General features: G+C 28.1%; 20 protein-coding genes. 6 read left to right on the top strand and 14 right to left on the bottom strand.

Annotated elements, in window-relative coordinates:
- Window positions 1–6: 6 nt before the first annotated feature.
- Window positions 7–531, bottom strand: a complete 525-nt coding sequence (locus CVOLT_RS00100) for a purine-nucleoside phosphorylase (RefSeq protein ID WP_039666204.1) — start codon at window positions 529–531, stop codon at window positions 7–9.
- A gap of 99 nt (window positions 532–630) precedes the next feature.
- Between CVOLT_RS00100 and rsmA the strand changes: the two genes are divergently transcribed.
- The 5 genes from rsmA (at window position 631) to prfA (ending at window position 5,589) form a co-directional block, all read left to right on the top strand.
- Window positions 631–1,452 (top strand): 16S rRNA (adenine(1518)-N(6)/adenine(1519)-N(6))-dimethyltransferase RsmA, encoded by an 822-nt coding sequence (gene rsmA, locus CVOLT_RS00095; protein ID WP_039664896.1) that lies wholly within the window; start codon window positions 631–633, stop codon window positions 1,450–1,452.
- Window positions 1,418–3,358, top strand: a complete 1,941-nt coding sequence (locus tag CVOLT_RS00090; RefSeq protein ID WP_039664895.1) for a ribonuclease J — start codon at window positions 1,418–1,420, stop codon at window positions 3,356–3,358. Before rsmA ends, CVOLT_RS00090 begins: the two co-directional genes overlap by 35 nt.
- Window positions 3,359–3,369: 11 nt before the next feature.
- Window positions 3,370–4,131, top strand: coding sequence for a pseudouridine synthase (locus CVOLT_RS00085; protein ID WP_039664894.1), 762 nt, complete (start codon window positions 3,370–3,372; stop codon window positions 4,129–4,131).
- A gap of 122 nt (window positions 4,132–4,253) precedes the next feature.
- A complete protein-coding gene (rpsT, locus tag CVOLT_RS00080; RefSeq protein WP_039664893.1) occupies window positions 4,254–4,517 on the top strand; it encodes a 30S ribosomal protein S20 in 264 nt (87 codons plus the stop codon).
- A 4-nt stretch (window positions 4,518–4,521) separates the two neighbouring features.
- Window positions 4,522–5,589, top strand: a complete 1,068-nt coding sequence (prfA, locus tag CVOLT_RS00075; protein WP_039664892.1) for a peptide chain release factor 1 — start codon at window positions 4,522–4,524, stop codon at window positions 5,587–5,589.
- On the opposite strand, the gene CVOLT_RS00070 is transcribed toward prfA, so the two are convergent.
- The 3 genes from CVOLT_RS00070 to pyrG are packed head-to-tail and all read right to left on the bottom strand — an operon-like array spanning window position 5,590 to window position 9,378.
- Complete coding sequence (locus CVOLT_RS00070) at window positions 5,590–6,162, bottom strand: lytic transglycosylase domain-containing protein (protein WP_052243136.1); 573 nt, start codon at window positions 6,160–6,162, stop codon at window positions 5,590–5,592.
- 14 nt (window positions 6,163–6,176) lie between these two features.
- Window positions 6,177–7,748, bottom strand: a complete 1,572-nt coding sequence (gene recJ, locus CVOLT_RS00065; RefSeq protein ID WP_039664891.1) for a single-stranded-DNA-specific exonuclease RecJ — start codon at window positions 7,746–7,748, stop codon at window positions 6,177–6,179.
- Window positions 7,738–9,378 (bottom strand): CTP synthase, encoded by a 1,641-nt coding sequence (pyrG, locus tag CVOLT_RS00060; RefSeq protein ID WP_039664890.1) that lies wholly within the window; start codon window positions 9,376–9,378, stop codon window positions 7,738–7,740. The genes recJ and pyrG overlap by 11 nt, the downstream gene beginning before the upstream one ends.
- Before the next feature lie 99 nt (window positions 9,379–9,477).
- Here pyrG and thyX point away from each other — a divergent pair, with 99 nt between their 5' ends.
- Window positions 9,478–10,104 carry an FAD-dependent thymidylate synthase gene (gene thyX, locus CVOLT_RS00055; protein ID WP_039664889.1) on the top strand — a complete coding sequence of 209 codons (627 nt, stop codon included), beginning with the start codon at window positions 9,478–9,480 and terminating at the stop codon, window positions 10,102–10,104.
- Between the two features lie 16 nt (window positions 10,105–10,120).
- On the opposite strand, the gene CVOLT_RS00050 is transcribed toward thyX, so the two are convergent.
- From CVOLT_RS00050 to dnaA, 10 genes are all read right to left on the bottom strand, one after another.
- The gene (locus CVOLT_RS00050) at window positions 10,121–10,330 is read right to left on the bottom strand and encodes an alkylphosphonate utilization protein (RefSeq protein ID WP_039664888.1); all 210 of its coding nucleotides are present in this window, start codon (window positions 10,328–10,330) and stop codon (window positions 10,121–10,123) included.
- A gap of 8 nt (window positions 10,331–10,338) precedes the next feature.
- The gene (locus CVOLT_RS00045; RefSeq protein ID WP_039664887.1) at window positions 10,339–10,989 is read right to left on the bottom strand and encodes an outer membrane beta-barrel protein; all 651 of its coding nucleotides are present in this window, start codon (window positions 10,987–10,989) and stop codon (window positions 10,339–10,341) included.
- A gap of 46 nt (window positions 10,990–11,035) precedes the next feature.
- Window positions 11,036–11,374, bottom strand: coding sequence for a sulfite:cytochrome c oxidoreductase monoheme cytochrome C subunit (gene sorB / locus CVOLT_RS00040; RefSeq protein ID WP_039664886.1), 339 nt, complete (start codon window positions 11,372–11,374; stop codon window positions 11,036–11,038).
- A 1-nt stretch (window position 11,375) separates the two neighbouring features.
- Entirely contained in the window at window positions 11,376–12,635 is a 1,260-nt protein-coding gene (gene sorA / locus CVOLT_RS00035; protein WP_039664885.1) for a sulfite:cytochrome c oxidoreductase molybdopterin oxidoreductase subunit, read from the bottom strand.
- A 184-nt stretch (window positions 12,636–12,819) separates the two neighbouring features.
- On the bottom strand, window positions 12,820–13,203 hold the full coding sequence (gene queF, locus CVOLT_RS00030; RefSeq protein ID WP_039664884.1) for a preQ(1) synthase: 384 nt from the start codon (window positions 13,201–13,203) through the stop codon (window positions 12,820–12,822).
- Window positions 13,204–13,229: 26 nt separating this feature from the next.
- On the bottom strand, window positions 13,230–13,757 hold the full coding sequence (locus CVOLT_RS00025; RefSeq protein WP_039664883.1) for a hypothetical protein: 528 nt from the start codon (window positions 13,755–13,757) through the stop codon (window positions 13,230–13,232).
- Window positions 13,754–14,746, bottom strand: a complete 993-nt coding sequence (locus CVOLT_RS00020; protein ID WP_039664882.1) for an adenosine deaminase — start codon at window positions 14,744–14,746, stop codon at window positions 13,754–13,756. The genes CVOLT_RS00025 and CVOLT_RS00020 overlap by 4 nt, the downstream gene beginning before the upstream one ends.
- Window positions 14,747–14,755: 9 nt before the next feature.
- Window positions 14,756–17,074, bottom strand: a complete 2,319-nt coding sequence (gyrB, locus tag CVOLT_RS00015) for a DNA topoisomerase (ATP-hydrolyzing) subunit B (protein WP_039664881.1) — start codon at window positions 17,072–17,074, stop codon at window positions 14,756–14,758.
- A gap of 9 nt (window positions 17,075–17,083) precedes the next feature.
- Window positions 17,084–18,151, bottom strand: a complete 1,068-nt coding sequence (gene dnaN / locus CVOLT_RS00010; RefSeq protein ID WP_039664880.1) for a DNA polymerase III subunit beta — start codon at window positions 18,149–18,151, stop codon at window positions 17,084–17,086.
- 133 nt (window positions 18,152–18,284) lie between these two features.
- Complete coding sequence (dnaA, locus tag CVOLT_RS00005) at window positions 18,285–19,616, bottom strand: chromosomal replication initiator protein DnaA (RefSeq protein WP_039664879.1); 1,332 nt, start codon at window positions 19,614–19,616, stop codon at window positions 18,285–18,287.

Raw genomic sequence — 19,616 nt, 5'->3', positions numbered from 1 at the left:
AACCTTTTATATTAATTTTTTATCAAATAAATAATCTTTTAATTTTTCTTTAGCAAATTTATGATTTTTTAAAAAATCTTCATGAGCAAATTCATTACAAAAATTTGTAGCACATAAATAACAAATTGCATCTATATTATGATTTTTTGCACAAGAAAGCACCGAATAAGCTTCCATATTTTCTATACTAAGCCCAAGTTGTGCGTATTTTTGAGCTATAATCTTATCTTTACATATATAGTTAGAAGAATTGATAATAGTTTCATGTGAAACATTTAATATGATTTTATTTTCTATAGGGGTATAAAATCCGTCAAAAAAATTAGAATATTCTATATTACTAGCACAAGAACTCTCATAAATATCCAAAATTTCTCCATCTTTATAAATTCCACAAGTTCCTATGAAAATGATTTGTCTAACACTTGTTTTGCTTAAAATTTTTCCTAAATTAAAAGCAGAATTTATAAGGCCTATTCCTATATTTTGTGCAAATTCAAATTCTTCATTACCGCCTGCACAAACTATCAACTTATCCAATTTAAACCTTTTGCAAAAAATAAGGTAAATTTTATCTAATTGGTGCTTAAAATAATGCTATAATTAATTAATTTTAGATAGAATATATCAATGATAAAAGCAAAAAAACATTTTGGACAAAATTTTTTATGCGATAAGAGCGTGATAATGAAAATCACTCAAGCCATACCCAAAGATACTACAAATATAGTTGAGATTGGGCCTGGCTTAGGTGATTTAACGCAAGAACTTTTGAAAATCCCACAAGTTCAACTAAGAGCTTATGAGATTGATAAAGATTTGATTCCTATTTTAAATAAAAAATTTCAAAATGAAATTCAAGGTGGAAATTTCGAGCTTATCCATCAAGACGCTAGTTTAGCTTTTGAAAATGGAAATTTAAGCAAGGAAGAGTATTTTTTAGTAGCAAATTTACCTTATTATATTGCTACAAATTTAATTTTACAAGCCTTAGAAGATAAAAAATGTCTAGGGCTTATCGTTATGGTGCAAAAAGAAGTCGCGCAAAAATTTTGTGCAAATTTTAAAGAAAGTAATTTTTCGGCATTAAGTATTCTTTGTGAATTGATTTGTAAAAGAAATTTATTATTTGAAATCAAACCAGAAAGTTTCAATCCGCCTCCAAAAGTTACTTCAGCTGTGATGAAGCTCGAAAAAATAGCGACTTATGAGCAAAAAATTGAAAATTTAGAAGATTTTAAAGCTTTTCTTAGAATTTGTTTTCAAAATCCAAGAAAGCAATTAATATCAAATTTTAAAGATAAAAAAGAAAAAATTTTAGAAATTTTCAATACATTAAAAATAGTGCCCACTTCAAGGGCTCATGAAATAAGCGTTGATCAATACCTTAAAATTTTTAAGTATTTAAAGGATAACTATGAACGAGGAAAACAAAACTTTAGAGCAAAATAAAGCTAAAAGATATAACAAATTCAAAAATAAAAAAAAGAAAAATTTTGAAAATACAGCAGAAGAAAATGCTAATAATATAGAAAATTCTACCAATTCTGATGATAAAAAGAAAAAAAAGAAAAATCGCAATTTGCCTTCGAAATTAAATGGTAATGAAGATTGGCAAATAGAACTTGCAAAAAGCATAGAAGCAAACAAACTTATGCATGAGTTAAGATTGCACCCTTTAAAACACAATAATCAAAGCGAGCATAAAATCAAAATTACTCCTCTTGGAGGACTTGGGGAAATAGGTGGAAATATAACCGTTTTTGAAACAAACAATGATGCGATTGTAGTTGATATAGGTATGAGTTTCCCAGATGGTACTATGCATGGAGTAGATATCATCATACCTGATTTTGATTATATAAGAAAAATCAAAAATAAAATTAGAGCCATCATCATCACTCATGCACATGAAGATCATATAGGCGCCGTGCCGTATTTTTTTAAAGAATTTCAATTTCCAATTTATGCTACCCCATTAGCTCTTGGAATGATTTCAAACAAATTTGAAGAGCATGGATTAAAAGCTGAACGCAAATGGTTTAGACCAGTAACAAAAAGACAAATTTATGAAATAGGTGATTTTGATATAGAATGGATACATATAACCCATTCTATCATTGATGCTTCAGCATTGGCCATAAAAACCAAAGCAGGAACTATAATACATACAGGAGATTTTAAAATAGACCAAACTCCAATCGATGGATATCCAAGCGATTTAAATCGTTTAGCTCAATATGGAGAAGAAGGAGTTTTGTGTCTTTTAAGCGATAGTACAAATTCATACAAAGAAGGCTACACAAAAAGCGAAAGTTCTGTAGGACCTACTTTTGATCAAATTTTTTCTAAGACTAAAGGCAGGGTGATAATGAGCACTTTTAGCTCAAATATACACAGAGTCTATCAAGCAATTAGCTATGGCTTAAAATATGGAAGAAAAGTATGTGTTATAGGTCGTTCTATGGAAAGAAATTTATATACAACTATGGAACTTGGATATATTAAGCTAGATAGAAAAATTTTCATTGATGCAGATGAGGTAAGCAAATACAAAGACAATGAAGTGCTTATAGTTACCACAGGAAGCCAAGGTGAGACAATGAGTGCTTTATATAGAATGGCTACAGATGAGCATAAATTTATCAAAATTAAACCTAGCGATCAAGTAATCATCTCAGCTAAAGCTATACCTGGAAATGAAGCAAATGTTTCTGCTGTGCTTGATTTTCTTTTAAAAGCAGGAGCAAAAGTAGCTTATCAAGAATTTAGCGAAATTCATGTAAGCGGACATGCTAGTATAGAAGAGCAAAAACTAATGCTAACCTTAGTAAAACCTAAATTTTTCCTACCTGTCCATGGAGAATATAATCACATAAACAAGCATAAAGAAACAGCTATTAAATGTGGAATTCCTGAAAGAAACATTTACTTAATGAGTGATGGTGATCAAGTAGAGCTTTGCCAAAAATACATCAAACGCGTAAAAACAGTCAAAACAGGCAAGGTTTTTGTAGACAATCAAATCAATAAACAAATCGCTGATGATGTTGTGATAGATAGACAAAAATTAGCAGATAGTGGCATAGTGGTTATTATTGCTCAACTAAATAAAGAAACCAAAACACTTATAAACAAACCAAGAGTTTTTAGTTATGGCTTGGTAGCAGATAAGCAAGATGGAGCATTTTCTAAAGAAATGAGTGATGTTTTAAGTCAATTTTTACCAAATATAAAGGATGAAATTTTAAACAATCCAAAAATTTTAGAAGCACAAATTAGACAAGTGTTAAAAAAACATATATTTAAAAAAATTAAAAAATATCCAACCATAGTTCCAACAATATTTGTAGTATAAAATGAGTGAAAATGAGAATTAACAAATTTATCTCACACAATAGCAAATATTCACGCCGTGAAGCTGATGAGCTTATAAAGCAAGATTTGGTTAAAATAAATCACAAGATTGCAAAATTAAGCGATAGTGTAAAAGAAGATGATAAAATTTTTATAAATGGTAAAAAATTACATAAAAAAACACAATTTTCAGTCATCATTTATCACAAACAAAAGGGTGAAATAGTTAGTAAAAAAGATGATAGAGGCAGAAAAACTATTTATGATAGCTTGCCTAGACAATTTAACACTTGGCTTAGTGTAGGAAGATTAGACTTTGCAAGTGAGGGGTTGCTTTTACTAACAGACTCTCCTGTAATAGCTGATGCGTTAATGCATAGCGATTTAGAAAGAGAGTATTATTTAAAAGTTAAAGGTATTGTAGACAAAAATGTCATAGAGGCTATGCAAAATGGTTTAGAAATTCAAAATGAAACAAAAGGAGCTCACGCAAAAACTAAAATAACATCTATGAGTTTTGCTCCTTTTTTGGATTTTGAAATTTTTGGATCAAGTGGAGGATTTACCAAACTAAAAGTAATTATCAATGAAGGTAAAAATAGAGAACTTAGAAGATTTTTTGGACATTTTGATCTAGAAGTAATGGATCTTAAAAGAGTGGCTTTTGGTGCTTTAGATCTTGGTGTATTGAAAGCTGGAAAATATCGCTATTTAGAAAATGGAGAGTATGATAAATTAAGAGATTTTCTAAAATTTAATAATATAAAATATTAAAACAAGTAAGCAATTTAAACTTTAATAGTTCGCATTCTAAATACTTTAATATCGCTTAAATTTATAAAAATTTAATTTATTTTTTGTATAATTATCAACTTAATTTATAAAAAAGGAATGTTATGGCAAACCATAAATCTGCTGAAAAAAGAGCAAGACAAACTATAAAAAGAACTGAAAGAAATAGATTTTATAGAACAAGATTAAAAAACATTACTAAAGCAGTTCGCGAGGCAGCAGCAAATAGCGACAAAGAAGCAGCAATAAATGCATTAAAAGTAGCAAATAAAAGCATCCATGCTATGGTAAGTCGTGGATTTTTGAAAAAACAAACTGCTTCACGCCGTGTAAGTAGATTAGCATTGTTGGTAAATAAAATAGCATAATTTAATGTTAGCTGATAAACTCAAACCTTTTTTAGCACGCTTTGATGAGCTTAATGCTCTCTTAAGCGATGTTAATATCTCCAATGATATTTCCAAAATGACTGCTCTATCAAAAGAGCAAAAAAATTTAGAACCTATAGTAGAAAAAGCCCAAGAATATCTTAAAACTTTAGAGGATATAGAAGAAAATAAGGTTCTATTATCTGATCTTGAGCTTGGAGAATTAGCCAAAGAAGAATTAAAAAATTTAGAACTTTTAAAACCTAAACTCGAAGAAGAGCTAAAAATCCTTTTATTACCAAAAGATCCAAATGATGATAAAAATATCTTTTTAGAAATTCGTGCTGGAACTGGTGGCGATGAGGCTTCTTTGTTTGTTGGAGATTTGGTAAAAGCTTATATACGCTATGCTGAAAATCGTGATTATAAATACGAAATAGTCAGCTCAAGCGAAGGAAGTGTTGGTGGATTTAAAGAAATCATCCTTCTTATAAAAGGAAATGGAGCTTATTCTAGATTAAAATATGAAGGTGGCACCCATAGGGTTCAAAGAGTTCCTGAAACTGAATCACAAGGAAGAGTCCATACTTCAGCTATTACAGTAGCTATTATGCCTGAAGTTGATGATGTAGAAATTCAAATCAATCCAAACGATTTAAAAATTGATGTAATGCGCAGTAGCGGTCATGGCGGACAAAGTGTAAATACCACAGATAGTGCTGTAAGAATTACCCATATCCCAACTGGTATAGTAGTGGTAAATCAAGATGGTAAAAGTCAGCATAAAAATAAAGAAAGTGCCATGAAAGTTTTAAAAGCAAGACTTTTTGAAATGCAAGAACAAGAACGCTTAGCAAAAGAAAGTCAAGCAAGAAAATCTCAAGTTGGAAGCGGCGATAGAAGCGAACGCATACGCACTTATAATTTCCCTCAAAATAGAATTAGCGATCATAGAATAAATCTTACTCTATATAGACTTGATGCGATTTTAGAAGGTGGTCTTTTTGATGAAATCATAGAGCCATTAATTACTTATCATCAAGCTCAAGCTTTAAAACAAGAAAATTTATAATTAATTATTTGCTAGATGTAAATATTGTTTTTCATTAAAACTAAGTAATAAATACATAAGCTTTGTTACCCTAATTTTTTCTACTACTATAAGATCATTTATATCTTTAAAAATTACTGTTATAAAATTTTTTGCTACTTTATTAAGCCATATATTTTTATATTTTTCATTAGAAGAGTGGTATCTACCTATAGCATCCCAATTAAAACCATGTTTTTGTATAATTTCATATAACAATCTTGCTGCTGTATCTATATTAACACAAGCTCTTTGTATATCTTTTTTGCTAATTCCATAACGCTTTAAATGAATGCTATTAATTTGCATTAATCCATAATCTTTAGTTTTATTTTTATTAATACCTATACTATCATGCTCAAAAGAAGCATTTTCAGTTAAAGCTATAGCTTTTAGTAAAAATACAGGTATATTATACTTTTTAGCTGCATTTTTAAAGTCTTTGTCATATTTGTAAAAATTTTCAGGTATATAGGTATTATTAACAAAAATTTTTGTTTCATAAGCATAAACGATACCTTGAAATATAAAAAACAATAATAATTTTTGAATCATACTAGTCCTAAATACTATTTTATAATCTCTTTTATGGTAAGCTGAGGGGTAATTAAACCTCTAAAATTATTTTTAGAAATACTTGCAATTAAACTAATATTTTCACCTATATTTGGCTCATAATCATAATTAAAAAACAAAGCTTCTAATGTCTTATTATCATAAGTTAAAATCAATTTAATATGCTTTTCATCTTTACCTATATATTTTTTATTTTTTACAAAAAGCTGATTAAATTTAAAATATGGTCTTGGATTTTTATGGCCAAATGGCTCAAAAAATTCTAAAATTTCTAAAAGTTCAAAATCAACTTCATTAGGATCAATACTACCAAGAACTTCATCTGAACTATAAAAATCCTCTTTTGGAATTTGAGCACAAATTTCATTAAGTCTATTTTTAAACAACTCAAATTGATCTACATGAACCATTACTCCAGCCGCACCTTTGTGTCCGCCATAGCTTAAAACTAATTCTTTAGCTTTTTCTATCACTTCTAAAATATCAATTTGTCCAACACTTCTAACACTTGCTTTAGCTCTATCTTCACATTGTGAAAATACAAACGCAGGTTTATTAAAATGCTTTGCTAACCTACTTGCTACTATGCCTAAAACCCCTTCATGCCAATTACAACCATTAACAATGATCACACTATTATTTTCATCAACTTGCTCTAGACATTGCTTAAAAAGCTCTCTTTCTTCATCTTTGCGGTTATTATTATAAGAGACAATTTGCTCTAAATAATCCATCACCTCATCCATATTCTTTGAATGTAAAAATTTATAAGAAATGATAGCATCATCCATTCTTCCTGCGCTATTGATTAATGGTGCTATTAAAAAGCTAATATTATCAATTTCAAATTTATCTTTTCCAAAATATTTTCGTATGGCTTTAAATGCAACACGATTAGAAGAGTTAATACATTCTATGCCTTTTCTTACCAAAGCTCTATTTAAATCCCTAAGCTCCATCATATCAGCTATAATAGCAATAGCCAAAAGCTCGATAAATTTACACATATCATAATTAATTTTACAAACTTCTTTTATAGCTCCAATCAAATACCACGCAACTTGGGCTCCACAAATTTCAACATTAGGAAAATCACAATCTTGCTGTTTTGGATTAATAATAGCATAGGCATCGGGTAAAATAGCAGGTGGCATATGATGATCTGTAATAATTAAATCAATGCCTTTTTCTTTACACATTTTTGCTGCTTCAACAGCGGCTATGCCATTATCTACAGTGATAATTAGATCAATTGATCCAAGTTCATTAATAATTTCTTCATTTAAACCATAGCCATCTTTAAAACGATTTGGAATTTTAACTATATAATCAAAACCTATATCATCAAAAAATTCTGAAAATATAACACAAGAAATAACCCCATCTACATCATAATCACCAACTATAGCAACTTTTTGATTTTTTTCAATGGCTTCTTTTATACGCAAAGCTCCTTTAAAAACATCTTTTAAACAAGAAGGCATAGGAAGATCACAAAGTTTTACATGGATATCATTTTCAAAACGCTGATGTAAAATTTGTTTAATTTGTGCTTTATTTAACATATTTTTTATCTAACGATGCTTTTATAAAAGAAAAAATCGCAGGATTTACTTTCACCAAACGAGAAGTAAATTCTGGGTGAAATTGCACTGCTAAGAAAAATGGGTGATTTTTTAATTCTATAGCTTCAACTAACCCATCATTTTCTCCACTAATTATAAGTCCATTTTTTTCAAAAATATCTTTATATTTTGGATTTGCTTCATAGCGATGACGATGGCGTTCTTTTACTATTTTTTGACCATTATAGACTTTGCTAAGCAAAGTATTCTCTTTTATATGACACTCATAAGATCCAAGTCTCATAGTTCCACCAAGTGGGGTTTTGCTTGTTCTAATTTGTTTTTTACCGCTAGAATCAATAAATTCATCAATCAAAAATATAATAAGATTTTTACAATTTTTGTCAAATTCACTCGAATTTGCATCTTCAAGTTTTAAAACATTTCTTGCAAATTCTATTAAAGAAAGCTGCATCCCTAAACAAATTCCCAAAAATGGAATTTTATTTTCTCTTGCATATTTTATAGCTTGAATTTTACCTTCTACACCACGATATCCAAAACCACCAGCTACTAAAATCCCACTTACATCTTTAAAATTTTCTTCTATATTAGAATTTTCTAATTTTTCACTATCAATCCATTTTAAATTTACCCTTGCATCTAAAGCTGCGCCAGCATGGATAATAGCTTCAGTTAAACTTTTGTAACTTTCTTTTAAATCAACATATTTTCCAACAAAAGCAATGTTTAATTCATTGCTTGGAGCTATAACCCTTTTTACTAAAATATCCCATTCATTCATATTTGGCTTTAAATCTTTTAAATCAAGCAAATTTGCAATAGCACTTAAAATATCTTGACTTAAAAAATTCAATGGAATTTGATAAATACTTGCTGCATCAACACTTTCTATAACACAATTTTTTTCAACTCCACATGAAATTGCAATTTTTTCTTTTAAGTCTTTATCTAAAGATTTTTCACTTCTACATATAATCATATCAGGGCTTATACCTATACGACGAAGCTCTCCAACACTATGTTGCGTTGGCTTAGTTTTAAGCTCTCCTGCTGCTTTTATAAAAGGCACCAAAGTTAAATGTATATTGATAGCATTATACTTTCCAACTTCAAGCTTTAAAGCTCTAATAGCTTCTAAAAATGGCAAACCTTCTATATCGCCAACCGTTCCACCAATTTCTACTATCAAAATATCTTTATCTATCCCAGCTTTTTTTATACGATCTTTTATTTCATCTACTATATGAGGGATAACTTGTATAGTTTTACCAAGATAATCTCCTCTTCTTTCCTTTTCTATGACGCTTTGATAAACTCTTCCTGTGGTAAAATTATTATCTTGAGACAAACTTTCATTTAAAAATCTTTCATAATGACCCAAATCAAGATCCGTTTCAGCTCCATCATCAGTTACAAAAACTTCTCCATGTTCTAAAGGGCTCATAGTGCCAGGATCTACATTTATATAAGGATCAGCTTTTAAAATACTTACTTTTAAACCTGAATTTTTTAAAATTGTAGCGATTGAAGCTGCTGCGATACCTTTGCCTAAAGAACTTAAAACTCCGCCCGTTACAAATATATATTTAGTTTGTTTTAATTTCATAAAATTACCTTGCTATTTTTTTAAAATTATAACCAATAAAAAATTTTATTTTTATAAACTTTTTTTGTAAAATTAGCTTATTTTTTATAAGGATAATTGATGAAGATTACATTATTAAACTACACTCCACTAAGCGTGTGCTCACATGCTACAAGAACTTGTTGGCAAAGTTTTGATAAAGGCGATTGTGGAGGAGAAAAAGATAAAGAATTAATCGATCGTGTAGGAAATAAATTTAAACACGCTTCAACTTTAGAACATTTAAATTATACTTTTTATATACAAGGCATTTCAAGAGCTTGCTTGCAAGAAGTTGCAAGACATCGTCACACTAGTCCTAGTGTAAAAAGCACAAGATATACTTTAAAAGAACTCAAAAATGAAAATGAATTTAAAGAAAATGATTTTGAAAATGCCAAAAGATACTTAGTATTAACAGGAAATGAAGTAGTAGATAATGCAAGCATAAAAGCTTTAGAAAATTTGCGTTTAATTTTACAAAATAGCATAAGTTTAGATATAGCAAAATACTGCTTACCAGAAAGCTACAAAACCGAACTCACTCTAACTATAAACGCAAGAAGTTTGCAAAATTTTCTTACTTTAAGAAGTTCTAAATCAGCCCTTTGGGAGATTAGAAATTTAGCTAATGCTTTGTTTGAAACCTTACCACAAGAACATCAATTTATTTTTAAACATTGTATAGAAGAAAATTCTCAAAAATAATTTTTTGAGAATTTATTTAAATTTTTTTAAGAAATTCTGTTTTTAATACTATCATACCAAATTTATCAACCTTAGCTTCAATCTCAGTATCTTTGTTTGTTAATTTGATATTTTTGATAGTGGTGCCACGCTTTAAAGTAGCACCTGCTCCTTTAACTTTTAAATCTTTTATGACGCTTACACTATCACCTGCATTTAATTCTGCACCATTTGCATCTTTTGGCATTTTTACTCCTAGAATTTATAAGTATAACCTAGATATAAACCATAGTTAGTTTGCTCAGGATTATAAAAATTTGATCCTATTGAGTCTTTATAAAAATTTCTTGAAGTATAGGTAGTTTTTTCCACTTTAAAACCAAATTCTATCTCATTTGAAAGATTTAGTTCATATAAAGCACCTATTTTTGCTCCGTAAGTAAAACCATCAAAATTTTCAGATAAAGATAAACGACCTGTTTTTAAAGTAAGATCAGTTCTAGCATACCCACCATAAAGTCCTAAAACAGCTCTTGTATTGTCAAATACCTTTGGAGTAAAATCATAACCAAATAAAATCTTATGAGTATCAAATTCCCCATCTATTGTAAATCTAGGAATGGTAATCACATCACTCATTTCGCTTGAATAATTATAAGCACTATATACTCTATGATTTTCATTAATACGATAGCCTATTTTTAAACCAAAAACAGGGATATTACCTTCTAAATCACCATTAAAATTTGCTTTTTGTCCATTATTTCTATGTTTGATACTACTATCTATTTGAGTATGAAACCAACCAGCATCAACACCTAAAAGCAAACCAGAATTTTCATCTGCTATAGCTACATTAGAAAGCAAAGCAATGCTTGCGATAATACTTAAAGATTTTAACTTCATATTTTACTCCTTTTGGTTTATAATTTATTAATTATATCCTAAATTTTTATTTTTCTAACAAAACATTTAAAGGGATTCTTCTTCTAGTATCGTATTTTTCCCCGTAATATTTAGTTAAATAATTTAAAATTTTTTCCTCATCATCTGCAGGAATTTCCCATAAACCTTCTGATTCTTGCATCCATCTAATAGCAGCAAGCCAAGCTTGTTTGCTTGCACGCATATTAGTGATAAGTCCTGAGCCATGACAAGCTAAACAATTAGCTTCCACTAAAGGAGAATCTGGATCTATAATCAATCCTGTATCAGGATTTACTTTATATTGCGCATTTGCAAAAAGAAAAGAAAATCCTATACATAAAACTAAGATTATTTTTTTAAACATCTCATACTCCAAGAACATTTATTCTATGACAAGCATTGTTGATATAACCACCCGGATTCCATTGTGCTAAAACCATAGGCTGACTATTTCCTTCACTATCAACTGCTCTAGCCCAAATTTCATAATATCCTTTTGTTGGGATTGAAATTTGAGTGCTCCATTTTTGCCATGCAAGACGATTTAAAGGTTTTTCAACTTTTGCTTTAGTCCAAGTTACACCATAATCATTACTTACATATACTTCTTTTACTTCTAACTCGCCCGCCCAAGCTTTTCCTCTAACTTCAAATTTTTTATTTGCTTTAATTTTTGTGTTATTTTTGATGTTAGTGATGATAGATCTTACTGGCATTGATTCGATGATTTTCATTTCAACTTTAGATGTAAAATCACCTGGTTTTACAGGATTTACTGGAACTTTATAAGAAGTGTCCATTTTTTCACCATCATGAACTTTATTTCTTACAACAATTTTTGAAAGCCATTTACCACTTGTACTCGCAGGGTATCCTCCACAAACTAAACGAAGTGGATAACCATTGATCCAAGGTATATCTTTACCCTCATAAGCCCAAGCAACTAATGTTTCATCTTGCATAGCTTTTTTAATAGGCACACCTCTACTAATAGGAGAAGCTTCTTCACCATTTAATTTAGTATCGATTCCATAATACCCTATATAAACAGCATCATCTTTTACACCACAATCTTCTAAAATATCTTTTAGTCTAACTCCTGTCCATCTACCACAAGCAACAGCTCCATAACCCCATTGAGTCCCTTTAGTGCTAGGTATAACTTCACCTCTACCATTACCACCGCATTCTAAAGTCAATGCATAGGTATAATGTTTGAATTTTTTCTTTAGTTCATCTAGAGTGTATGTTTTTGCAGTTTTTACACTTTCTCCGCCAATTTCAAGTGTCCAACCTTTTTTCATTCTTTCTTTTATTGTACTCATTTCAGGTGGAACACCATTATTTCTTACAAAGAAATTTTCAGGTCTTGTAAAATCAGGATCTAAAGCATAAATTTGTGTTTCTGCTGTCATAGGTCTTTCCCCATGATAAATCACATCTTTTTTTCCATCGATTTTAAAACTATCTAATTCTTTAGCAAGTGCTTGACTACCTAAAAAATAATTATCAAAAGAAACATTTGCCAAAGCACTAGCTCCAAGCAAAGTAATACCTAAATTTTTTAAAAAGCCTCTACGATCTTCTTGTGAATTTTGTTCTTGATCTAATTGATACTTTTCCATTGTATTTATCCTTAAAATGTAAATTCGAGTAAATTCTAAGATACTTTTTTATAAAATAATATAAAAAGTATCCTATTTATATAAAAAGTGTTTCTAAAAGTAAAAGTGTTTAAAATATATAATTATTATATTTAATATAAATTTAATTTATATTTTTAAAAATGGAATTTTTAAAACAAATATTTTATTTTGGTACTACTAAATCTGATCTACATTCTATAACAGTATGAACATTACCGCGTGGATTAAAATCGCCAACTACTTTTATCCATTTTGGATCTAATTTTTCTTTTAAAGTATTATAAATTTCATTTATACTTGCTTCATGTGAAACATTTCTATGCATAAAAGTATTTATATAAAGTTTTATAGCTTTAAGCTCTACTACTAATTTATTTGGTATATATTCAAGATAAATAGTAGCAAAATCAGGATATCCACTACGCGGACAACAACACATAAATTCAGGTAAAGTGATCTTAATCACATAATCATTTTTAGCATCATTTGGCCAAACTTCCATATTTTCTACGCTAAATTCCTTTATCTCTTTTTCACCATATCTCATATAATTTCTCCTATTTAAAATTAAAATTATACAAAAAAATCAAAAGCTTTTTGAATTTCAATTTCATAGTCTTTTTTAATTTCTAAAAAAGCTAAATTAAAATTTTCACATTGTGATTTTAAATACTTATGATTTGATATTAAAATATTTATATTTTCTTTTTCACTGGTTAAACGAGTTTCTATAATATTTTCTTTTTGATATATTAATTTATAATTTTGCAAAATATATTCTTTTGAAAAAATAATATAGAATATCTTTATTAAAGCGTTATTTTTAAATTTTTGAATTCTTTTAGGAGTAAGATAAATTCCTTCTATAATTAAATTTTGATTATTTTCAAGACAAGTTTGTATAATGCTTTCTACGATAGGAAATAAATACTCACTTATTTTTTCGTCTTCATATACTCTAAAAGGAAAATCCTTTAATCCTTTGATTAACCCCATTTTTAAATGATCCAAACTCAAGTAAGAATAAAAATATTTTTCAAGTAATTTTTGGGCTAATAAAGTTTTTCCTGTATGACTTTCTCCACCAATTAAAAAAATCATGAAAATTCTTCGATCATTTTTATTAAACTTTTTTTCTCATTTTCTTGTAAAAATGATGCATTTACAGCATTTATACAAAGTTTTTTAACCTCATCTTTACTAAATTTAAAAGCTTCATCTAAAGCATTAAAATTTTCTAAAATATATCCACCAAAATACGCAGGATCATCTGAATTTACGCAAACACAGAGATTTTGTTTTAAAAGTTTTAAGATATTATGCTCTTGCATAACATTAAACACTTTTAATTTTATATTTGATAAAGGACATACTGTCAATGGAATTTGACTTTTAGCTAATTGTTTTACAAGCTCTAAATCCTCTTGACACCTTACTCCATGATCTATTCTATTAGCCCCTAAATTTAAAGCTTGTTTGATATATTCACTATCTCCTTCTTCGCCAGCATGCATAACTAATAAAAAGCCTTCTTCTTTAGCTTTTTTAAATAAATTTTTAAATTTAAAAGGAGGGTTGTTAAGTTCTGAGCTATCAAGTCCTATAGCTTTGATTTTATCTTTATACAAACAAAGCTCATCTAAAGTTTTTAAACCATCTTCTTCGCTTAAATGTCTTAAAATACAAGCTATTAAAAAACTTGAAATTCCAAATTCACTTTTAGCTTTTTGTAAAGCTTCCCAAATACCTTCTATAACATCTTTTAAAGGAATATTTCTAGCAGTATGAGTTTGAGGATCGAAAAAAATTTCAGTATGGATTACATTTTGCTCTTTACACTTTTTCATATAAGCAAAGGTTAAATCATAAAAATCTTGCTTGGTTTGTAAGACATTTGCACCTTGATAATAAATATCTAAAAAATCTTGCAAATTTGAAAAATCATAAGCTTTTTTAATCTCTTCTTCGCTTTTATATTTTAAAGTAATATTATTTTTCTTAGCTAAATCAAACATCATTTTAGGCTCTAATGAGCCTTCAATGTGTAAGTGTAATTCTACTTTTGGGATATTTTGTAAAAAAGTTTTCATAATTTAATATCAAACATCCAAATGTTTAACATCTTTAGCATGAGTTTGTATATATTCACGGCGAGGTTCTACATCATCTCCCATAAATAGATTAAAAGTATCATTTGCACTTTGAGCATCTTCTATAGTAATCTTTAATAAACGACGATTGTTTGGATCCATAGTAGTTTCCCATAATTGATCAGGATTCATCTCACCAAGACCTTTATAACGCTGTATGTAAGCACCTTTTTTAGCATTTTTTTCTACATCATCTAAAATTTCTAATACATCTTTATCAAATTTCAAATCTCTATCTTTGATTTTTTGATAAATATAATTTGCTTCTTCATAAAGAGGATGAGAAAATAAATCATCATTTATTATAAGCTCTTCTAAACCATTTTCAGTTTGTACATAAAGACGAATTTCATTTTCATTGATATATGAATTTAAGATATTGTGATTTTGTTTTTCTAAAAATTCTTTGATAATATCAAATAATTTTTGATTATCTAATTTTATAAAATCAGGGTTTTCTATCAAATATCTAATCACTGAAATAACATTAAATCTTTTTTCTAATTCTTTCAAAACATTTTTATAAGCTGCGACTATTTTTAAAAAATCTTTTAAATCATTTAAACCTATACCTTCATAAGGTAAAGTTTCTATACCAGTTTCTATTAAATAATCATTTAAAGCTTTTTCATCTTTTAAATAAATTTCTTTTTTTTGTCCTTTTTTATAGCGATATAAAGGCGGTTGAGCTAAATAAATATGGCCATTTTTAACTAAATCATTCATAAAACGAAAGAAAAATGTTAAAAGCAAAGTTTGTATATGAGATCCATCTACATCAGCATCTGTCATAATGATAATTTTATGATATCTTAATTTTTCTATATCAAATTCATCTCCTATTCCACAACCAAAAGCTGTAATCATATTTTGAATTTGTTCAGATTTTAAAATTTTATCAAGTCTTGCTTTTTCAACATTAAGTATTTTTCCTCTTAAAGGTAAAATAGCTTGAAAAGTTCTTTCTCTACCTTGTTTTGCTGAACCTCCAGCACTATCTCCCTCAACTAAATAAATTTCACTTTCACTTGGATCTTTACTTTGACAATCAGCTAATTTTCCAGGTAAAGTTCCTACGCTTGAACTTTCTTTTTTTCTTGTTAATTCTCTTGCTTTTTTAGCAGCTTCTCTACCACGAGCAGCCATTAAAGCTTTATTCATAATAGCTTTTGCTTCTATAGGATTTTCTTCAAAATATTTTGTTAAATATTCAAATGTAGCTTTAGAAACTATAGGACGAACATAAGAAGAACCTAATTTACCTTTAGTTTGTCCTTCAAATTGAGGTTCAGGAACTTTTACACTTACAACCGCTATTAAACCTTCTCTTACATCATCACCTGTTATTTTAGAATCTTTTTCTCTAGCACTAGCATTTGCTTCTATATAATTACTTATAACTCTTGTAAGTCCCATTCTAAAACCAGCTTCATGAGTTCCACCATCTGGGGTTTTAATATTATTTACAAAAGAAAGTAAATTTTCACTATAACTATCATTATAAAGCAAAGCTACTTCCACATTTACATCTTCTTCATCTACATTAAAAAATATAGCTTTAGTTAAAGCTTGTTTTTTATTCATATCCATTACAAATTGGCTTATACCACCTTCATAATGAAAACTTTCACTTTTACCTATGCGATTATCTTTAAAATTTATAGTTATTTTTGGATTTAAATATGCAAGTTCTCTAAATCTTTTTGCTAAAATTTCGTAATCAAAATTAGTTATTTCAAAAATTTTATCATCTGGCCAAAATTCTATTATAGTTCCTGTTTTTTTACTAGTTCCTATAGTTTCAAAATTACTTATTACTTTTCCTTCTGAAAATTCTTGTCTATAAATTTCACCATCTCTATGAACTGTAGCTATAAGTTTTTTAGACAAAGCATTTACAACACTTACACCTACTCCGTGAAGTCCTCCAGAAACTTTATAAGTATCTTTATCAAATTTACCGCCTGCATGTAAAACAGTTAAAACAACAGTTAAAGTAGGCATATTTTCAGTAGGATGCATACCAACAGGAATTCCACGACCATTATCACTAACTATACAAGAACCTTCAGTGGTAATTTCTACATCTATAGTATCGCAATATCCAGCCATAGCTTCATCTATAGAATTATCTACTACTTCATAAATCATATGATGAAGTCCGCCTATGTTTGTATCACCTATATACATACCAGGGCGTTTTCTAACAGCTTCTAAGCCTTTTAATACTTTTATATTTCCAGCACCATAATTTTGATTTTCTTGCATTTATTTTCCTTATAAAATTACTGGCATTATCACAGTTTGTAATTCTTCACTTGAAACTAAAAAAGCCATGTGAGGTTCATTTATACTTAGTTTGAAAGTTTCACTTTCTATAGAATTTAAAAAGTCTGTGATGAATTTATTTTTTATACAAAGATTAAATTCTTCTTCTATGTCAAGTTCTATGTCAAGTTCAGTTTTTGCTTCCATATTATCTAAACTAATACCTTCAAATACCAATTTATTTTTATGAAAATTTAATTTCATTTTTTCAGTAATGACATTGATTTTTTTTAGTGCATCTGAAAAATCTTCAGTTTTAAAGATAAATTCTTTTGTGATATTTTTTGGTATGACTCTTTCATAATCAGGAAATTTATCATTGATAAGTTTTGTGAAGAATTCAAAATTATCATTTTTAGCAATCAATATATTTTCATCATAGTAAATTTCAATTTTTTCAAAGAAGATTTTTTGCATTTCAAGTATAGCTTTTTTAGGGATACAAAGATTTAATTCTCTTTCATTTGTTTTATTTAAAGTAAAAATTGCTAAGCGTTTTGTGTCTGTTCCTACAAAATTTATATGGGTTGTTTTTATATCAAGTAAGGCACCATTTAAAGAGTATTTTGGATTATTTGTATCTACTGCTGGTAAGATTTTTTTCAAAGATCTACTTAAATCACTTGAGTCAATATCAAATTTATCTTTACCTTCTATACTTGGAAAATTTGGAAAATCTTCATAATTAAACATAGGAAGTTTATATTTTGTTCCTTTTTGTCTAATAAAAAGGAAGTTTTCTATAGTTTCTAAAACTACATCTTCATTATTTAAACTTTTGATAATATCTAATATACTTTTTGCATTAGCTGTTGCAAAACCCGCATTTTCAACTTTTATTTTTTTGATTTTATAGTTTATTCCTATTTCATAATCACTTGCTCTTATGATTAATTTATCTTCTATTACTTCAAAAAGAAGGTGTGAAGCTATATTACTAGAATCTTTTTTATCAACATAAGAATTTGTTAAAACTATGGCTGATTCAAGGGTGTTTTTGTTAATGCTTATTTTCATTTTTCTTCCTTGTAGTTTTTAAAATTTATTTTATCATAATAATAAGTAATGTGAAAATGTGAAAAAGTATTTTGAGACTTTTTTCTATAGCTTTTTTGTTTGTAGAATAAAAAATAATATTTTTCACATTTATTCACATAGCACTTTTTATTTTTGTTAAAATTTTGTTTCTTAGTTCATCGATGATGATTTTTAAATTTTCATTTTCTTTAATGAGTTCTTGAATTTTTTTAATATTATGTGATATAGCTGTATGATCTTTCATATTAAAAAATCTTGCAAGTTGAGGCATAGACATCGTTGTTAATTCCCTTGCTAAAAATATTACTACTCTTCTTGCTATGACGATATTTTGTGTTTTTTTGTTTGATTTTATATCATTTGGTTTTAGATTATAGCTTTTTGAAACTTCACTTAGTATATCTTCAATGCTAATGTTTTCTTTTGTTTCTTTGATATGATCTTTCATAAAACTTTTTACTATTTCTAGTGTGATTTTTTGATTAAAAAGTCTTGCTTGAGCATTTAAATTTGTAATCATTCCTTCAATTTCTCTGATATTATCTCCCATAGAAGTAGCGATATAACTAATTACTTGTGAGTCAAGATCAATAGCATTAAATTCACATTTTTTCTTGATAATTGCTATTTTTGTATCAAGTTCAGGCGGAGTAATATCTGCAATAATTCCATTTGCAAAACGACTTTTTAAACGCTCTGTAATGCCTTTTAGCATATTTGGGGGATTATCACTTGTCATTATAATTTGACCAAATTTTTCTTTTATTTCATTAAATGTGAAAAAAAATTCTTCTTGAATTTTGTCAGTTTTGCCTAAAAATTGCACATCATCTATAAGCAATACATCACAACTTTTATATTTTTCATGGAATTTATTCATAGTTTTATTATTTAAATGTGAAGTAAAATCATTGATAAAATTATCACTTGTAGCATAAATAACTTTATATCCATTATCTAAGCATGCATTACCTACTGCTTGAAGTAGATGCGTTTTGCCAAGTCCTGTAGGCCCATATATAAAAATAGGATTGTATAATTTTCCTAATTTATTTTTACTTGTAATGGCTTTACAAGTTGCATAAGCGTATTGATTAGAATCACCTACAACAAAACTTTCAAAAGTAAAAGATGGATTAAGTATAGTGCTTTGTGCTTTAATTTGTGAAATATCTATTTTAGAATTATTTTTATTTGAAGATTTTGTTTCATTTGTGCTTATGGTAATTTGGGGATTAATACCAGTTTTTACTTCATAAAAATAAGCTAATTTTTGTGCATATTTTGTTTGTATAAATTTAGCTAAAAAATGATTAGGGGCTATAAATACTAAATTGTTATTTTTACTTAATTTTTCGCTAAATTGCAAATGCGTGATATAAGCTTGGTATTCATTATCAGTAATTTCAGTTTTAAATTCTTGTAAAAATTCTTTTATGTCCAT

Origin of the sequence: Campylobacter volucris (assembly GCF_008245045.1) — a bacterium.
Taxonomy (GTDB): Bacteria; Campylobacterota; Campylobacteria; order Campylobacterales; family Campylobacteraceae; genus Campylobacter_D; species Campylobacter_D volucris.
This window is presented reverse-complemented; position numbering and strand designations above follow the sequence as displayed.